Raw genomic sequence first — 18,197 nt, forward strand, 5'->3', positions numbered from 1 at the left:
TAAAACGGCTGTTTCAGCCTACGTAAGGTCTATCAAAAAGCCGAACGAAACTGAGTCTATGAGACGCAGACAGTTCGTTTCCGCCCTGTCGGTCGCCGGGGCGACGGGCGTTACGGGATGTATAGGAAACGGTGAGGGTAACGAGACCGACGGTAACCGAACCGACGGAAACACGACCGACGGCGACGGCGCAGACGGTGCGACCGTTACCGGTACCTCGTTCTCAACCTCGCCTGTACGCGGCGGCGATATAGGCGAATCCGCCTCGTACTCGTTCGAAGACGGAAGCCTGAACGTCACGGGCGTAATCGTGGGTTCGGACGCGTGCAAGGTCGCAGAACTCGGATCCGCGGTGTACGACGAGGAACGCGGCGCTATCGTCGTCAGCGTCACCACGGTCAACGCCGACGACGCTAACAGAAGGATGTGCGCGCAGGTTCTGACGCCGATACGTTACGAGGCGACCGTCGGCTTCGACGGCGGACAGCCCGAAGTCGTCGTTACGCACGACGGCGAGGAGGTCGGTGCTACCGAAGGGGTCGGAGGCGACAGGAGCGAGACGAACACGACGGTCACAGACTCGGAGTTCGAGGTGACGGCTTCGGGATGCGGCGAGGAGGTCGACGAAGCCGAGTACACCGCGACACAGGGTATGTCGGAGGGGGACGAAAGCATCGGCATAGTCGAAGGCACGCTGTCGGGTCCCGACTCGTGTACGACCGCCGAACTCGGATACACGAGCTACGACGCCGAAGGCGACACGCTCGTCGCCGACGTACGTACGGCGCGTACCGACGACGACGCTTGTCAGGACTGTATCACGGAGGTCGGGTACAGGCTCGAAGCGACGTTCGAGAACGGCGTCGCGGGTTCGGCGTCCGTCTCGCACGACGGCGTCGTGGTCGACGGTATCGGCGACGGTATCGAGACGGCGGGGTTCACCGTCGAAGGACGCGAGAACGCATCGGGCGACGAAGGAGCCGCCGACATCGGGTTCGACGAAGACGAAGGACGTATCGTCGTCTCAGGTACGGTGGTAGGAAAAAACGGATGCGCAACCGCGCGTCTCTCCGAGGCGAACGTCGAGGACGGCACGCTGAACGTCGGTGTAGGGACGGTCAGCGACGGAACCGAGGTATGTACGCAGGCGCTCGTGGCGATCGGGTACGAGGCGACGTTCAGCTTCGACGGCGAGATACCCGACGAGGTCTCTGTTTCGCACGACGGAACGGGTGTGATGAGCGGTGCGTACGCCTCCGAGAGCACCTCGGCGTCGAACGTATCCGAGTAGCTCAGCCGTCGAGTTCGACGCGTTCGCCGTCGGCGTACAGACGCGGTTGGGTGACGACACCGTCGACGTGTAGGTCGCATTCGACATCTCCGCCGAAGCCCGACGAGTCACCGACCGCGACGTGCACGGTACCACGTACCTTCTCGTCCTGAAGAACGTTGCCTATGAGCGTCGCCGTCGGGTTTACGCCCACACCGAGTTCTGCGAGGTTGCGCCCGCAGTCGCCGACGTCGTCCATCCTCTCACGGAGACCATCATGGGAAACGGAGGTTGCGCGTCCGTCTTCGAACTCGACGCGGACGGCTTCGTCGAGAACCCCGAAGCCCGCAAGCGAACCGTCGATTACGAGCGTACCGTCGCCCGTCTCAGGCGCGACGTAGACCTCACCCGCGGGCAGGTTGGTGACGCATCCGTCTTCGTGGCAGATACCGTCGTCCGGGTGCCAGTCCCTCGCGCCGATACGGAGCGTCAGGTCGGTGCCTGCATCGGTCTCTATACGCACCTCGTCCGCACCGCCGAGTTCATCGAGGAGATCGGCGGCGTTGTCGGCAACCTCTCCGTAGTCGGCACGCATCGCACCCTCCATAACCTCGCGCGTTATACCCGGAAGCGTGGCGACACGCGCACCCGAACCGCACGCCTCCTGACGCGCCTCCGTGTGGGTCAGGCTCCGTGTCGTCGCCGCGAAGACGACGTCGCTCGAACGCATCGCCGACCCGACGGGCGCGGGCGGCTCCGCACCGTGGTTTTCGTCGACGGCTATCTCAACGTAGACTGTCTCAGAGCCGACACGACCAGCGGCGTCGTACAACGCCCGTCCTATCTCACGTCTCTCCTCATCCGTGACTACGAGAACCGTCTCGTCCGCGGAGACGTTCATACAGTCCTCAACGGCGACACGTGCGCTTTCTTCCATACCCTATACTGTACCGGAACGGTTAAAAATCGTACGTGCCTACGACGGTACGCGCGCCGGCGTAGCTCAGCTGGGAGAGCGAGTCCTTCGTAAGGACTAGGTCGAGGGTTCAAATCCCTCCGCCGGCTAATCTTTCTCGTCCTTACAGATACCCCATCTCACCGAGGCGCTCCGGCAGGTACGACTCCGTCACAAAGTCAAGTCCACGTGAGGCGAGCGACTGCTGTTCCGCCTTCTTGTCTATATCAAGCTGAAGCTCTATCTGCTCCTTCCAGTACGGCGTGTCGAAACGCGGGTCGTCGAGTTCGTTTTCGAGCGCGTTGATGTCGGAGTCGCCCAGCGGGTCGGTCGGTAGGTCGTAGTCGACGATGTCGGAGGGCTGTATACCGACGAACTCGGCTTCGGGGGTTGCGAGATGCTTCGAGAGATGTGCGCTCTTGATGCTTCCGTACGCGACGCTACCGAAGATACGGTACGACCACGGGTCGGAGTCGGTAAAGACGGCGACGGGCAGATCCTGTTCGTTGTGGAGACGTTTTATTAGGCGGCGCGTAGACCTCGCCGGCTGTCCCTTGAGATGGACGACGAGTGCGCCGTACTCCTCGTCGAACCCGTTCTCGACGAGCCTGTCACGCATACCGCCCGTCTCGACGGCGAGGACGAACTCGGAGTCGTTCTGGAGGAACTCGACCGTGTCGACGTCCGTCGGTATCTGGTACCCTCCTTCGCCCACGTCCTCCTGACAGTGTATTTCGCGCTCGCCGCGGCGTGTCTGTTCACGTATACGGACGGGTCCGATCACGGTCGCGCCGTCCTCCTCAGGACGCATACGGAAACGCTCTCTGCGCACGTCGCTCACGATTTCGAGATCCTCGACGAGCCTGTCGCTCTCGTCCTGTGAGTTGAACTGTGCGTCGCCCCAGCCCTCGCTGAGGTAGTAGAGTTCACGTAACGTCGACGAGCGCCCTTCGTCTACCTGATCGTGTATGAAGTCGAGGACGTAAGCGAGGCGCAGGAGCTTACGCGCGCCGCTGACCGACGCCGCCGAACGCGTGCTCTGTGAGTCGCCGTAGACCCAGACGCCGCTTTCGTCGTCGTACTCGACGTTGTTCTTCGTACGTGTCGGTATCCGGACGCGCGGCACCTCGCCGTCGTCTATCTGTTCGTACAGTTCGTCGGCGAGCTTAACGAGTTCCTGCATCACCTCGTCGTCGCTACCTGCAGGTGCATCCTCGGCGTCTGCGCTCATTCTACCACCTCCACGATTTCCTCGTCTATCCCGTCGACGGTCACCGACGCCTCCGCGGGTACGTCGAGCGACGCCTCGTCGCCCTTACCGACCGATACGTCCCAGACGACGTCGAACTCGTCGCCGAGATCGACGACGTTCGCCTCACCGTCCATCTCTACCTCGTCGTCGACGAAGGCGTGAACCTCGAACTCCTGCTTGCGGTCGGAGTTGTTCTCAACGCGGACGGTCGTACCGTCGCCGTCCCCCTCCGCCTCGACGGTAACCTTGTTGAGTATACGTGCGAGTGTCGTATCCGTCGATGGGGTTTGGCGCTCCGTGACCTCGGCGACCTTCTCCGCCATCTGTGGCAGAAGGTTCGCAACGACGCGTTCCTTCTTTCTGCGTTTCTTACGCGACTCCGTCTTCTTTATGTGGCTCTTGAGTTCGCGCGCGACCTCACGTACGGCTCTTTCTATCTCGTCCTCTATCTCAGGAACGTTCGCCACGGCGTCCTTCGACTCCGATGTGAAAGGTACGTTCGTCGAGGCTATATGTACGGCGATAACCGCGGGACCCTGTGGGAGCGATGTCTCGTCGAGACCGTAGTTCTTCCAGCCTATGTCTCCGACGGTGTCCGTGATAGCGCACGCACCCTGCTGGTAGACGAGGGGGACGCGGTTTGCGAAACGGAGGAGCGTCGCATCCCCTTCGGCGGGCACCGAACCGCCGTAGGCGATACCCGCCTCTACGACGAACGGATCGCCCCCGTGTACGCTCGCGTCGCGCGTCGTCGCGCCGTAGAACTCGGCGTCGTACTCCTTACGCAGACCCGCCTCAAGGTCGTCGCGTCCGATAGGTGAGAGACAGTCGGTCGGCGGTGCGATCACGTCTGTGGCGCGCATCGCGTTGAGTAGATACCGCGCCACGTCACGATCCCCCGCCACATCGTCGGTCGACGGCGTGTCGCGTTCGACGGTCTCCATACGTTCCCAGACACCGTCGGTGATGTTTTCGCGTGCCTTCTCGCCAAAACGTTCGTCACGTACCTCCTCGACACCGTCGCCTGCACCGTTCACCGCCTCTTCGAGCGCCTCGCGCGTCATGGTATCGTCTGCGTCGTCGAAACGTCCCGCGAGACGTTCGGCGAGATCGCGTACCGCAGTCTCGTCCTTACGGTCGGTCGTCGCACCGTCGAGAACCCTGTAGAGGTCGTCCTCACGCGCATCGACGACCTCGTCCCAGACGGCTTCGACGACGTTACCACGTACGGTGTCGCCGAAACGTTCGTCGTTCGACTCCGCTGTTTCTTCGACGACCGAGCGTACCGCCGTACGTGTCAGAACGTCGTGTCCCTCGATCCCATCGGCGACGGCTTCGGCGAACTCACGCGTCGCGTCGGCGGGCTTGTTCGCCACGGCTTCGGTGACGACGGCTACGAGTCCGTCGTCGTCTTCGTAGCTACGCGGCGGTGACCAGCCGGCTTCACGTCCGTACAGACGGTCACGGAAGCCCGCGAGTATAGAGTCAGCCGTCTTGCCTCCGACACGCGTAAACTCGTTGCTCACGAAGCCACGGACGGAGTACGAGTCGGTCGATTCGAGGAGACGTATCAGAGTACCGAGTTCGACACCGTGAGGATGGGGCTTTATCTCGCTCGGTTCTTCGGGTAGTTCGTCGGTCGCACGGTCGAACGAGAACTCCTCGTCGGGTTCGCGGAGACGGAGACGTGCGTGCGGGTTGACGACCGCCGTGTTCTTGAAGTAGTCGTGTAGCTGGGAACGTGCGCGCATGTTAGCCTCCATCTCTATCTCTATACGCGTACCGTGCGTCCTGTCCCAGTCGACCTCCTCCTCGGAGACGATCTCGGGTTCGTTGGTGTCGGTGTCGATGACCACCTCGAACCTCTGCGCCTCGCCGGTCTGTGTCTTCGAAGTGACGATGGCGGGCTTACCGCTCGTTAGCTGGGCGTACAGGACGGCGGCGGATATACCGATGCCTTGTTGTCCCCGGCTGTTCTTAACCGACAACGCACCTTCGTTGGCGACGACAAAGTTCTCATCGTAACCCGTCTCGCCCGGAACTGATATATCGTAGACGTACTCGGGTGGCTCGGTTTCCTCGACGGATTTCACGGGGAGCAGGCACATATCCGTGTCGGTAAAACCGTGTAGGTTCTGAACCCCCTCCCAGAGGCTCCTGAGTCTGTCCGTTGGCTTGTGGTCGTCGTTGAGAAGACCCTTGTTTTTCAGGTTGGATACGTACCAAGGCTTGTCGACGTACTCCCCATCAAGAGCGTCTTCTATTAGCGATGCATAAACAGCGGCGTGTTCAAGCGACGAGCCTACGCCCGCGCCCATCAACAGCCCGGGTATAGAGTCGGGAACAGTGGCGCGTTCGACGCCATCGCCCACGCGTATCTCGTCGAGTACCGATGTCGGAATCCTCTTGTGGTTTTGTTCGCCCGTATCGGTCTTCTCCTCGAACACGCCACACAGGTCTGTGTCCTCGCCGTACACCTTTGTTCTATACATCGTGGTCGTTCTGTCGGCATATCCCTCCGTACTTTCGTGTTCCTCGGTGCTGGCGACCACACCCTGCATGTTCCAGAGCACGGACAGCTGTCGTGCGAGCGCCTCGCTCGTCGTCGTGTGCGATAGTTCGTTGGCTGGATGGCTATCGGAGCCGTCGCCTTCGTACAGTGCGGCTATGAAAAGTTGCTGGAACCCGGAAGGAGCCTCGAAGACGAAGCCGGGAACTCGTTTGTTCTCTGCACCCTCTCCACACACGTTCTCCAGAAATACGCACAACGGGGAGCCGAATGCCTTGACGCGCGTCGAGTTCCGCTCGCGCTCGACCGTTGTCGTTCCCCCGCCGACAGTAGCAACGGCTCGTTCTGTTGCCTCGATGAGTTCGTCCTCGTGGGAACCGAACGTGAATCCCACCTGTCTGTCGCCGGCGTGCCCCTCGGAGATGTAGTAGCCAAGGAGCTTGGCGAACGAGCCGTTGAGCGGAACCGACACAGGAATATCGGTCTCGTCGCCGCCTACCTGATACGTTCTGAGACTGCAGTCAGAGGCTTTCTGCTCCCAGCCGAGTTCGAGGACGGTTTCGGCGGGGAGGTAGCCTTTTTTGAGGTAGTTGGCTTCTAAGCTGTCCTTCAGTATGTCCACGCCGTCGTACCTGTAGTACGTGCGTTTTCTGTCGCTGTCCTCGGAAGGCTTCTTCCTAATCTTCTCTCCTGCCCGGATCTTCCCTACCATCTCCCTGTCGAACCCGTATACGTACACACGCCTACCTTCTAACTGCTCGCGGTCGATATGGTTCAGAAGGTTTACCTCTTCGACCGTCTCTTCGGGTGTCGGTAGCTTCCGCGGTGCGAGAACGGTATCGCCGGGTTCGAGTTCGCCGGCGTCCAGTTCCTTCGTTTCTCCCTGCTCTGTCAAGCAGAACAGGCTGTGGTTCCCGGTCACCTCGACGGTTCTCCCCTTCTCTGTCGTAATCTCGTACATCCGTTCTTGGGTCTCGTGGCGGATGACGGTCGTGACCGGCTCCCAGCTCATCTCGTGCGTTTCGCGGTTGAACGAAGGAACCTCTATCCCGTCTATGGGACGAACCCCCTCACCGTCTTCAGGGAGGTAGGCGTCGCAGAGAACACCTATAGGTATGAACTCCGTGCGACCGTCGCGGCGCACGAGTAGCCTCTGATCCGGTGCCAGAGACTGAACGCGTTTACCGAAACGGCTCCCGTACAGCAGTTTGCCGAATATCTTAGGTATCTGTCTCTTGACGATGCCGGGTCCGTTGTCCTCGATAACGAGCCTGTAGCCGTCGCGCACCTCCTCTATCCCTACGAGTATGTCGGGTAGAGCACCCGCTTCCTCACAAGCGTCGAGCGAGTTGTGACACGCGACCGGGTACGTTCCCGCCATGAAGTTCTCGTAACCCGGAACCGAGAGGTCGTACACCCATTCTTTGTCGTACTCTATCTTCTCTATCCCTTCGACAGGGAGGGCTGTGAGGTCGTTCCTTGCGAAGGACTCAGCTTCTCCTTTGAACGTGACCTTCCCTCCGTCGGCGAGTGCCAAGGCGTTGTCGGAGACTACCTTTTCTTGACGACCTTGTTCGAGGTTGTAGGACAGCTTCGCGTCCCTAACCTCGTCGAGGATATGGTCTGCCGGTAACCGGTTGTCGTAGGTCTGCGACCTGTCCGTTCTCAGGTGTAGGAGGCTACACCCGCCGAACTCCGCCGTCGTCCCGTTCACGTCACGTTCCCCGCCCTCCCGCGTCTCGTGTGTCAGCCTGAACCCGAGTGACGAGAGCAGGTAACGGAGCCCGGAGGAAAGACGTTCGGACGCTGTCGAGAACGTGAGCCTCTTCCTATCTATCTCTTCTATCGAGGCGTCCGTTCCAACCGCGTCTATGAACCCCTCGGTGGGGTAGCCGTCGCCCGCGCCGTATCCGAGAACGAAGCTCTCCTTCTTTCGGTCGTCGAGGTCGAAGACGAACCTCGGAATCCTCTTCTCGTCGGCTCGGGTTCCTGCGTTGAACACCTCTTTGATTACAAGACCCACGATGCTCGCGTTGAGAGTAACGTTGATAGCTGTGTCGTGGGCGTCGACTGTCGAAGCCTCCAGACCGAAGACCTCCTCGGCGAGGCTCTCGACGTGCTCCACGAGTTCGTTCTCGTGGCTACCAAGCGAGATGTATGTCTTCTCGTATCCGGTATCAACGCCTGTCACGCACCCTTCGGCAACGTATACCCCCAGCATCTCCGTCAACCCCTGTGTCACGGGTAGAACCGCGGGTATACTCTTACCGAATCTGTACCCCACCTCACGACCTTTGAACTCCTCAGGGCTCAGGTCGAGTTCCCTCACGAGGTTCAGGGGTAGACGGTCGCACTTCCTGAAGTCGCTTATCCGGTAGTCCGCTTTCACGTGTCCGAGTATCTCGTCGCGGTGTTCGTCGAGTAGGTCTTCGATACCGTAAACCTCGACCTTCTGTGTCTCTTCGGGTCGGAGTTCGAGCAGTTCCTCGACCAGATTTATCTCCTCCACGGTTTCCTCCGGCGACCATCCTGTCTCGGGAGCGACTATGTAGTCGTCTTCGGTTACTTCGTCCGTCTTCACCGAGACGACCTCCCCCTCGCGGAGGACGAAGACGCTGTGGTAGTCGGTAAGCTCGACCTCGTGACCGCCTTCGACGGTGATACGGTAGATGTCGCTGTTGACCCTGTGCCGGAAGAGCGTACTGACGTTCTTGAACCCCACGTCGTACCCGTCGTCGAACGAGAGAGACTCCACCTCCTGCGACCCGATACGTAGCTTCTGGAGGTCGCCACCCCTCTCCTCGACAACTTCGTCCCTGTTCTCCTCCATCACTCTGTCCACGAACTCGCCTATCCTACCGTGTCTGGTCTCCCCGTCCTCGCGGTACACGAAGGGTGTACCCCAAGTCAGGCTGTTATCCACCCCCTCCTTGACCGCCGTCACCAGACCGCGTGCCGGCGAGTCGAAGCCGAGCATATGCTTGTTCTTCTCGAAGAACTCGGCGACCGAGATCGAGCGCTGTTCCGCCGCGAGTTCCTCGGCGATGTCGTCGGTGAGCTGTGACTGGAATGACACGTTGCGCGTATTTCGTGCCCGCCGCTTTATACCGTTTTGGTTGCCAGCATTCTTCCCCGTCGCGCCGGCGTACGGAGAGCCGCGCGACTACAGTCGGTAAATCATATTTTAATATATCGTGAGACAGGTGAAGTCTTTATGTTTCGCTCAGTAATACTGACGATGATGCAAAACTCATGGCGCGATTACCTCATCGGGATAATACTCGTAGTGGGGGTTCTCTACTTTTCTGTGGATCTTGTTCGAAACTTTGAGAGTTATAACACAGTAATGATTATCAGTCGCGTCATAGCACTTGCAATGGGACCTATTGGGATCTTGATGGTGTTCGCAAAAGAAAAGGCTGAGAAAATTCCCGGGATACCTGAGCAAAAGGATTAGCTTTGAGACATGGGTAAGCCTCCGCCCTCAACGAACGAGCGTAGCGAGTGAGTAGGGCGGAGATACACCCCGTCAACCCTTACTCATCCGGTTGTTCAACAACGCTGACTTCAAGCTCAAGTATAGCATTTTCTCCATCAACACCCAACGATTTGCGTACTGCTTGTGGTATGACTATCCTACCCTTTTCATCCATTTCAACTGTGGTCGTTACCATACACCGAAATTATACTGTAAGCACTTCAATCTTATGTAGTACAAATATTTGTACTGAGTACCATAAAGTATAAGTGATAACGGTGTATAGGGTAGGTAAGGAGCGCGGGACAGACCACCGTCTCAGGAAACGGTTCTCTGAGAAAGGGTGGTTCGGTGAGCCAACACCGAACCGTGCTTCGAAGGTGAAGCAAATGAGCATACAGACCACGCGGACAAAAGAGTTCGGACATCACAGCGTCGTCAGAGAAATAGACCGGGATGAGACAGGTACACCCTACGAGTGCTACCGTTGCACCGAGTGCGGTCACGAACACGTTTCGGCGGACAGCTTCAACCACGTCAAGGAGTGTGAGTAACTGGTGGAGTACGAGCTTGATGCGGGCGCGCACTCCGTGTACTCTCTGGACTACCACCTGATACTCACCATCAAGTACCGCCGTAGCGTACTCAACGACGAACGGATGGTGCTACTCAAAGAGATAGCTAAAAGCGTCTCGGAGAGCTACGACGTACACATCAAGAACATGGAACACGACGAAGACCACGTACACATCCTGTTCCGAACCAAGCCTACGACAGAGATACCGAAGTACATCAACGTACTCAAGAGTGCAACCGCCCGCAAGATGAACGACGAGTACGCCGACGAGTGGCAGGACAAACTCTGGAACGGCGTCTTCTGGAGTCCGTCGTACTGCCTCATATCGACGGGTGAGGTATCGCTGGAAAAACTCACGGAGTACGTCGAACAACAAGGAGTAGCGTAAGATGCAACAGACCGTACAGAAATCGGAGATTTCTGTGCAGGCTGAGCTTGGCTCAGCATACGCTCGGAAGACCGTCGTCGCCAAGATACTCACCGACAGGCTCACGAACAAGAAGCGTGAGGCTATCGAACGTGAGTACGACGCCTTCCAGCGGTACGTACACGGCGAAGAGGACGTAGAACTGTACTCCGCAATATGTCAAGACGCCTTCCGGCATATAGACCGCGACGAAATCAAGGACGGACGTGAGTACCCCGTACCGATACGGAATCAGAACTTCGACGTTCGTCAGACGGAGTCTGACGAGCCATCCAGAAGCGATGCTTCTGGAGACGTTGACCTACGGCGTGACGACAACGACGTAGCGGACTGGTGGCTCAAGATACCCGTCGCCACGGTCTACGGCGGTGTCAACGTACCCATCAAACCTCACGAACCGATACCTGATGAAGCGGAGCTATGCGACTCAAAGATAGTCCGCGATGACGGTGAGTATTACGCTCACCTGAGCATAGAACAACAGGTGGATGTGTCCGAATCCTACGACGGCGTGATAGGCGTGGACTTCGGCGTTCGTTGGGCGGCAACGTCGGTGGCGTTGCCGTCCCGCAACACCTCTTTCTACGGCGAAGAGATACGTCGCGTACGCCGTCACTACGGCGAGCTACGGACACGGCTACAGGAGAAGGGCGCGTACCGTTCACTCCGACAAATCAAGGACAAAGAACGTCGTGTGGTCGAAGACCGTCTACACAAAATCAGCCGGTCAATCGTTGAGGAAGCGAAGGAACGAAACGCCTTCATCGTTGTTGGAGACCTCGAAGGTATAGACGGCGGCGACAAAGGCGCGGAGATGAACCGACGGCTTTCACAAATGCCGCACTACAAACTCAAGCGGTTCATAGAGTACAAGTCAAGGTGGGAAGGCGTCGTCGTCGTTGAGGTGGATGAGTACATGACTTCGCAGACGTGTTCGCGTTGTGGCAATCAGGATACGGGGCGTGAAGGACAGGGGCGTTTCCTGTGCGACGAGTGCGGACTGGACGACAACGCAGACAAGAACGGTGCGACGAACATCGCAAAGAGAGGGTTGGGTAAGTCTATCGAACGACCTCTATCCAGCCTCGGAGCCTCCGTGGACAGGCTCGAACGGTGCCACGATGAAACTACCTCTGGTACGGTACTACGTAGTGGAGAGGACACCGAAGCCCCGACCTCAAGGAGTGAAGGCGTCAGCCCGAACGAGTAGGTCGGGGTAGTTCACTATTCGTCGAGAAGCCACGAGAAAGACACCGGACTAGCTAATCCGTACGGCGGAAGTACCGTTGACTCGACGCCAAAAGTTACTGCTCCGGGGTGGATACGACGGCACCGAGACCGAAGAAGAGTCGGTGCCGTCGGTATCGGAGACGGCTGGTAGCTTAATCTGTATCTTTTTGCGTTCGTGTGTCGTATACGTGTTCATGAAAGCCTTCGTAGACGGAGAATGGGGCGAGTACGAGGCGACGAACGAGAGCGGCGAGTTCGAGCGCGCGACAACCTCCTTTAGGTCGTGGATAGGCGAGGACGACAGGTTTCCGGCGGAAGAAGGGCGTTACCATCTGTACGTCTCGTACGCGTGCCCTTGGGCACACCGTACGCTCATAACGCGACGCCTCCGTGGTCTACAGGGCACCGTCTCGGTCGACATCGTTGATCCGTGGCGCGGCGAAGGCGGATGGCGTTTCTCGCCCGAAAAGGACGGATGTACGCACGACAGTGTAAACGGGGCGGAGTACCTCCGCGAACTCTACCTCAAGGCTGACGAGGACTACACGGGACGCGTCACCGTTCCTGTTCTCTGGGACAAGAAGCGCGGCACGATCGTCAACAACGAGTCGCGCGAGGTGATGCGTATCCTCAACACGCGTTTCGAGGCGTACGCAAACGACGGTACGCTCCTTCCCGACGGACGCGAGGAAGAGGTCGACGGCGTCCTCGACGAGATATACGAACCCATCAACAACGGCGTCTACCGCGCGGGCTTTGCGAAGGGTCAGGAGGCGTACGACGAAGCCGTGGACGAACTGTTCGACGCCCTCGACCGGTGGGACGACGTGCTCGCCGATCAGCGGTACCTCGTCGGTGACGAGCTCACGGAGGCGGACGTGGCGATGTTTACCACGCTCGTCCGTTTCGACCACGTATACCACACGCATTTCAAATGTAACGTCCGGCGTGTCCGTGACTACGACAACCTCTGGGGGTACCTACGCGATGTCTACCAGACGGAGGGTATCGCCGCGACCGTGAACCTCGATCACATCAAGGAGCACTACTACACGACACATCCCGATGTCAACCCGACGGGTATCGTCGCGCGTGGACCTCCGCCGCGTTTCGACGAACCCCACGACCGCGACCGTCTCTAATCCTCTGAAAGCTCCTCTATAACGTCGTCCGCCCTCTCCATTATCTCGTCCACATCTATCTCGTCGCCCCCTACGTCGAGCTTCCTCTCGCGGCTCTTGGGGCTTTCGTCGACGAGTTCCTCCGTGAGCGAGAACATCTGTTTCACGTCCACGTCGTCGCCGCCTATGCTGAGACCGTGCCCCATCTTGGCGCTCTCGTCGACCTCCTTGTCCTGTATCTGTTCGACGACCTCGTCAGGTCTCCGTATCGCACCGGCTACCGGTGTTATCTCGGCGAGGTTTCTCGCCGTCGGGTATTCGAGAGAGAAGAACGAGGCGTCGTCTATACCCTCATCGACACCGTCGGCGTCCTCGGTGTACCCCCCGCCGCGGTAATGCTTCGACAGTTCGCCGTTCAGGAAGACGAAGACTGCGTCACCCTGTACGACGTATCCCGTGAACTCGGCTTCGTCGGCGATTCTGAGCACGTCCTTTACGCGCAGATCTATACGTCTGACATCGGGCTTACGTGTCGAGAGGACGATCGGAACCCGTCCGTACTGATCCTCGACACGCGACGGTATACGGACGCCGTCGAGGCATTCGGCGATATGCCGCGCGTTCAAGGCGAGCTTCTTCCTCAGACCGTCGTCGGCTATATCCTGAATATCGGTTAAGACGCTAACGACGGCGTCGTGTACCTCGTCGGAGGTTCGTGAGACTACGATCTCGCGCGTGATGACGGCGTACCCCGCAAACGCCGCGACGGTGCTGGAGTAGAAGACGTACGCGAGTATCACGAAGACGGGCGAGTCGGCGAAGACGCCCCAGCCGGTCGAATGTAGGACGGCGTAGACGACGAGTATCTCAGCGGTTACGAAGCCGACGATGTCGAGATGGAGAGGGTCGACGTTCGTTCCGTGGATCTCGCCGAGGCTTCCGTCACCGCCCTTCGACAGGTACTCGTACGCGACGGCACCGAGGACGAGACCCGCTGAGACGACCGAGTAGCTACGTACGAAGCCGTAGCCGTTGACCACGATAACCGCGTAAGAAGCGGAGACGACGACGAATGCGACGCCTACGGTGTCGACGGATGAGGCGGGGTCGTTCCTGGAGTCGAAGACCGCCGCGACGCCGAACAGGACGGTCGCCGTTCCTCCGACAACGACCGGGGAAACGACGTCGGGTGCGACGGCTGAGAGGGCGAGCGCCGCGGGAACGCCCGCGAGTACCACGATCCCTTTGAGCCTGAGAACCTCGTAAAGACGGCGTAGGTACGTCTTCTCGACCTTCTCGTCGGCGGCGACAACCTCGTCCGGCATATGATGGGGAACGTACCTGAGACGAATAAAGCTTTAGGCGTTTAGACAGGGGAGCCGAAACGCCTCGGACGGCTAAGAAGCCGGCTACGTGGTCGGACTACAGACCCTCGACGATATCCTGCTTGATTCCGTCGAAGAAGTCGCCTTCGGTGTCGCGGGGTCCCGAATGCGCCTCAGGATGATACTGGCGCGCCTCAACCTTGTGGTAGTCGCTACGTACCGCCTCGCTCGTACCGTCGTTGGCGTTCACCTCCGTGACCTCAAGCTCGTCGAGCGTCTCCTCCTCTACGGCGAAGCCGTGGTTCTGCGCCGTGATATGCACCACACCGTCTTCGAGATCCTTGACGGGCTGGTTCGCTCCGCGGTGCCCGAACTTGAGCTTGTACGTCTCGGCGTCGAAGGCGCGCGAGATTAGCTGGTGTCCGAGACAGACGCCAGCGACGGGTAGCTCGCCGAGGAACTCGTCGACAGCCGCGACTGCGTCGTCGTAGTTCGCCGGGTCGCCGGGACCGTTCGAGATGAACAGCGAGTCGGGGTCAACGTCGCGTATCTCTCCGGGCGATACGTCGTACGGCAGAGCGACGACATCGAGGTTTCTTCTCCGGAGGCTCGTGATTATGTTCCTCTTACATCCGCAGTCGATGAGAGCGACCGTAGCGTCGGCGTCCCCACTTCCGAAGCCCTCGTACGTCTTGGGCTCGTCGATCGTGACGCGCGCGCCGAGGTCGAGTTCCTCTATGTCGGGGCAGTCCTCGGCGAGTTCCTTTGCGCGTCCGGGCGTCGCATCGTCGCCGACGACCAGACCCGAACGCATCGTGCCGTACTCGCGCGTCTTTACCGTCAGGGCGCGCGTATCGACTCCGCTCATCGCGGGGACGCCCTCGTCCTCGAACCATTCGAGAACGTCGGGCGGGTCGGTGGAGAACTCACGTGCGACGCACGCCTCCGCCTTGATGCCGTCCGACTGGAAGGAGTCGGGGTCGACGCCGTAGTTACCGATGAGCGGGTAGGTGAACATCAGGGTCTGAAACTCGTACGACGGATCCGTAAGGCTCTCCTCGTAACCCGTGTACTGCGTCGTGAAGACGAGTTCGCTCTGTACCTCGCCGGGCGTACCGTGTCCCTCGCCCTCTACGACCGTCCCGTCCTCTAACGCGAGATAAGCTTTCATCGGTAACGAATCACGTCGGCGCGGTCAAAAGCGCATCGGTTGTTGGTTCGGGTGAGGTTAGCCACGCTCCTCGGCGAGACGGTCGTACTCGGTACGGACGTCCACGACGGGCGCGTCGTAGCCCTCGGGTGCGTAAGGCTCGTGCGGATTGGGTGACGCCTCCTTCTCCTCTACCCACGTACGTACGAACCCGCCGTCTCCGTCGTACCGCTTCCCCTGCTTCAGGACGTTGAAATACCTGTCGCGCGAGTCGTTTCCAACACCCGCCTGATACGCCCAGTTGCCCCAGTTCGATGCGACATCGTAGTCGACGAGCTTCTCCTCGAAGTACGCCGCGCCGAGACGCCAGTCGACGCCGAGTACGTCGACGAGGAAGGACGCGACGTTCTGCCTCGCACGGTTCGAGGTGTACCCCGTGGCGTTGAGTTCACGCATCGCGGCGTCGACGAACGGTACGCCCGTCGTGCCCTTGCACCACCGTTCGAAACGTTCGCCGCGACCGCGCCATTCACGCGACACGCCGCGTATACCTCCGGGAGCGAAGAACGCCGAGCCATGTTTCACGAACCCAAACTGGAAGAAGTCGCGCCAACGAAGTTCGAATACGAGCCAGTACGTCGAGTCGTTGGAGACGCGTTCGTCCTCGTACCTTTTGACCTCCTCGTAGACGCGGCGCGGCGAGATAGATCCGCGTGCGAGCCACGCCGAAAGCTTAGACGAGTAGTCGGCACCGACGAGACGGTTACGTGTCTCCTTGTACTCACGGAGAAGGTCGCGTTCCCAGATGTACTCCTCTAAGCGTTCGAGTGCGCGCGTCTCGCCACCCTCGAAGCCGAGCGCACCGCGTCCGTCGTCCTCCGACGGTTCGAGACCGAGTTCGTCGAGCGACGGTATCCCGTCGTCGAAGGACGGCGTGTCGATCCCGTCGGGCGCGTCGACCGTCTCACGCGGCTTGTCGTTCGCCTCGACCTCCTTACGCCACGGCGTGAACGTGTCGTTCATCCTCTCCGGGGGTGTCGGAAGGTCGTTGATATGGTGGAGCGTATGCGTCCAGAGCCTCCGCGTCTCTGCGCCCTCAGCACGCGCCGTTTCGCGCACCGCACGTTCACGCCCGAACTCCTCCGTCGCGGGCTTAGTCTGCAGAAAGACCGTGTCAACGCCGTACCCGTCGACGAGCGACGCGACGACCTCCTCCGTCCTGCCCTGACGTACCGCAAGGTCGCCGCCGAGTTCACGGAGAGAGGAACGGAGATCCTCGACCGTCTCGCGTATGAAACGCGCCCTGTGTGCACCCGTCTTTTCGGTTCCGTAACGCGTCTCGCCGTAGTCGCGTTCGTCGAAGACGTAGACGGGTACGAAGCCGTCGCGCGCCGCCTCGGCGAGTGTCGGGTTGTCGTGGACACGGAGATCGTCACGGAACAGAAGCAGGTTCATACGGATCGTACGTATCCGAACCCAATAAGTCCGACGAGCGCGTACGGGGCACGTGGACGAGAGAGGTACTGAGGTTCATATCTACCACGAGGGCGACGACGACCCGGCGAAATGCACCGCGCGGCGTCTTGCGGACGAGGGCGAGGCGCGCCTCCACGAACGTTACGACAGTCTGCCGCGAGCCACGGCGCTTTCGCCGTACGCAGAGACGGCGCTCTCGCCCGCCGACTCTCCGCCTATCGTCGTCTTCGACTCGTCGTGGAAGTCCGCCGAGGAGGTCGCCGAACCGTACGACGGAACCGAACGTGCACTACCTTTCGTCGTCTCTGCGAACCCCGTGAGCTACGGAAAGCCGTTCAGGCTCAACACCGCAGAGGCTGTGATCACGGCGCTATACATCACCGGAGAGAAGGAGGACGCGCGCCGTATCGCCTCGTACTTCAGCTACGGAGGGACGTTCTTATCGTTGAACCGCGAGCCGTTGGAGAGGTACGCTGTCTGTGAGACGAGCGAGGAGGTCGTTGAGGTGCAGGAAGACTACCTCGATTAGTACTGTGTATCCGCCGGATCCCTGCAACTGAGCAGGGTACTGTACGGGGTGAATCTGTATCCGTCGTCCTGCAGTATAAACGACCAAGTCTGACGGTTGCAGTCGGCTAACTGACGGAAGGTCACGTTGAACGACCCCGTGACTGTTCTGTTCCCCCACTCTACCTTCAGGCTGTAGTTCCCCGGACGGGTGAGGTTGTACCCGGCGGTAGAGTTCCGGCTCAGCGTCTTTTCGACCCGATAGACCGTCCCGTTGGTGTTACCGACAGTCACATTCATTGTTACGTTTCCGAGGCTACGGTTAACGGCTACCACAGCCTTGTCCTGTGGGTCGGACGGGTCTATGGTAGGCTCCCCCTCCCATACATCGCCGACGGTTACCCTGTAGTACCTTCCGTCGAGACTGACGTATGTGTCTCCCTCCGTGGAGTTCTGTATATACCCGTACAGGCTTCTACGTACGCTCCTGTGCATCCTCGGTATCTCGTTGTCGCCTAAAGCAGGCTCTATTCTCATATCTCCGCGTACCGAGTAGTCGATGACGAACCGTCCGTTGTCAGTCAGAACGGTCGCGTTCACCACGTTACCGTCGTGTGTCGCGTTCTCCGAAACCTCCTCCAGCATTAAGCTACGGTTACCAAGCGGCATGGAATTCGTCCCTACGTTCCGGGATACGTTCTCTGAGCCGGTGGTCTCGTTCGCAGGTTGAGTATCGCCGTTCGTCAAGCCGCCGTTTCCGAGACAGCCCGTGAGAGTAATCAGCAAAGAGAGCACCGCGAGTGTAGCCAGAACCGCACGCGTGTACCTCATGGTAGCAGTAAGGACACGCCGGAGAAAAACCTGTGGCTTACTCAGGCGACCCGTTCTCGTACTCGCTGATTATCTCGTCCAGACTCTTC

The 18,197-nt window shown here is 59.6% G+C and carries 14 protein-coding genes and 1 tRNA gene; 7 read left to right on the forward strand and 8 right to left on the reverse strand.

All coding sequences use genetic code 11. The features are described from left to right. The first annotated feature begins 58 nt into the window (after positions 1-58). Positions 59-1,291 carry a hypothetical protein gene (locus tag EGH25_RS09395; RefSeq protein ID WP_266087926.1) on the forward strand — a complete coding sequence of 411 codons (1,233 nt, stop codon included), beginning with the start codon at positions 59-61 and terminating at the stop codon, positions 1,289-1,291. A 1-nt stretch (position 1,292) separates the two neighbouring features. Here the strand turns inward: EGH25_RS09395 and EGH25_RS09400 are convergent, their stop codons facing one another. Then, entirely contained in the window at positions 1,293-2,207 is a 915-nt protein-coding gene (locus EGH25_RS09400) for an aminopeptidase (protein WP_266087928.1), read from the reverse strand. Positions 2,208-2,262: 55 nt separating this feature from the next. On the opposite strand from EGH25_RS09400, the gene EGH25_RS09405 reads away from it, so the two are divergent. Then, positions 2,263-2,335 (forward strand) — tRNA-Thr (locus EGH25_RS09405). A gap of 14 nt (positions 2,336-2,349) precedes the next feature. Here the strand turns inward: EGH25_RS09405 and EGH25_RS09410 are convergent. Continuing rightward, positions 2,350-3,408, reverse strand: coding sequence for a DNA topoisomerase IV subunit A (locus tag EGH25_RS09410; RefSeq protein ID WP_420841098.1), 1,059 nt, complete (start codon positions 3,406-3,408; stop codon positions 2,350-2,352). 44 nt (positions 3,409-3,452) lie between these two features. Continuing rightward, positions 3,453-9,062 (reverse strand): DNA topoisomerase VI subunit B, encoded by a 5,610-nt coding sequence (gene top6B, locus EGH25_RS09415; protein ID WP_338071897.1) that lies wholly within the window; start codon positions 9,060-9,062, stop codon positions 3,453-3,455. A 165-nt stretch (positions 9,063-9,227) separates the two neighbouring features. On the opposite strand from top6B, the gene EGH25_RS09420 reads away from it, so the two are divergent. Next, complete coding sequence (locus EGH25_RS09420; protein WP_266087932.1) at positions 9,228-9,443, forward strand: hypothetical protein; 216 nt, start codon at positions 9,228-9,230, stop codon at positions 9,441-9,443. A 79-nt stretch (positions 9,444-9,522) separates the two neighbouring features. Here the strand turns inward: EGH25_RS09420 and EGH25_RS09425 are convergent, their stop codons facing one another. Beyond that, the gene (locus tag EGH25_RS09425) at positions 9,523-9,660 is read right to left on the reverse strand and encodes a division/cell wall cluster transcriptional repressor MraZ (protein ID WP_266087934.1); all 138 of its coding nucleotides are present in this window, start codon (positions 9,658-9,660) and stop codon (positions 9,523-9,525) included. A gap of 361 nt (positions 9,661-10,021) precedes the next feature. Here EGH25_RS09425 and tnpA point away from each other — a divergent pair, with 361 nt between their 5' ends. The 3 genes from tnpA (at position 10,022) to EGH25_RS09440 (ending at position 12,840) form a co-directional block, all read left to right on the forward strand. Further along, a complete protein-coding gene (gene tnpA / locus EGH25_RS09430; protein WP_266087936.1) occupies positions 10,022-10,429 on the forward strand; it encodes an IS200/IS605 family transposase in 408 nt (135 codons plus the stop codon). Between the two features lies 1 nt (position 10,430). Beyond that, the gene (locus EGH25_RS09435; RefSeq protein WP_266087938.1) at positions 10,431-11,678 is read left to right on the forward strand and encodes an RNA-guided endonuclease InsQ/TnpB family protein; all 1,248 of its coding nucleotides are present in this window, start codon (positions 10,431-10,433) and stop codon (positions 11,676-11,678) included. A gap of 214 nt (positions 11,679-11,892) precedes the next feature. Then, a complete protein-coding gene (locus EGH25_RS09440) occupies positions 11,893-12,840 on the forward strand; it encodes a glutathione S-transferase family protein (RefSeq protein WP_266087940.1) in 948 nt (315 codons plus the stop codon). Here the strand turns inward: EGH25_RS09440 and EGH25_RS09445 are convergent. From EGH25_RS09445 to EGH25_RS09455, 3 genes are all read right to left on the reverse strand, one after another. After that, positions 12,837-14,144 carry a hypothetical protein gene (locus tag EGH25_RS09445; protein WP_266087942.1) on the reverse strand — a complete coding sequence of 436 codons (1,308 nt, stop codon included), beginning with the start codon at positions 14,142-14,144 and terminating at the stop codon, positions 12,837-12,839. The two genes, EGH25_RS09440 and EGH25_RS09445, sit on opposite strands and share 4 nt — an antisense overlap. Positions 14,145-14,241: 97 nt before the next feature. Next, positions 14,242-15,315, reverse strand: a complete 1,074-nt coding sequence (gene carA / locus EGH25_RS09450; protein ID WP_266087944.1) for a glutamine-hydrolyzing carbamoyl-phosphate synthase small subunit — start codon at positions 15,313-15,315, stop codon at positions 14,242-14,244. A gap of 57 nt (positions 15,316-15,372) precedes the next feature. After that, positions 15,373-16,749: a DASH family cryptochrome gene (locus EGH25_RS09455; RefSeq protein ID WP_266087946.1), complete on the reverse strand. Its 1,377-nt coding sequence runs from the start codon at positions 16,747-16,749 to the stop codon at positions 15,373-15,375. Positions 16,750-16,801: 52 nt separating this feature from the next. Between EGH25_RS09455 and EGH25_RS09460 the strand changes: the two genes are divergently transcribed. Further along, entirely contained in the window at positions 16,802-17,299 is a 498-nt protein-coding gene (locus EGH25_RS09460) for a DUF367 family protein (RefSeq protein WP_266087948.1), read from the forward strand. Here the strand turns inward: EGH25_RS09460 and EGH25_RS09465 are convergent. Further along, entirely contained in the window at positions 17,296-18,108 is an 813-nt protein-coding gene (locus tag EGH25_RS09465) for a hypothetical protein (protein WP_266087950.1), read from the reverse strand. The genes EGH25_RS09460 and EGH25_RS09465 overlap by 4 nt on opposite strands. Between the last annotated feature and the right edge of the window lie 89 nt (positions 18,109-18,197).

The sequence above is a fragment of the Halorutilus salinus genome (genome assembly GCF_026242195.1).
Lineage (GTDB): Archaea > Halobacteriota > Halobacteria > Halobacteriales > Halorutilaceae > Halorutilus > Halorutilus salinus.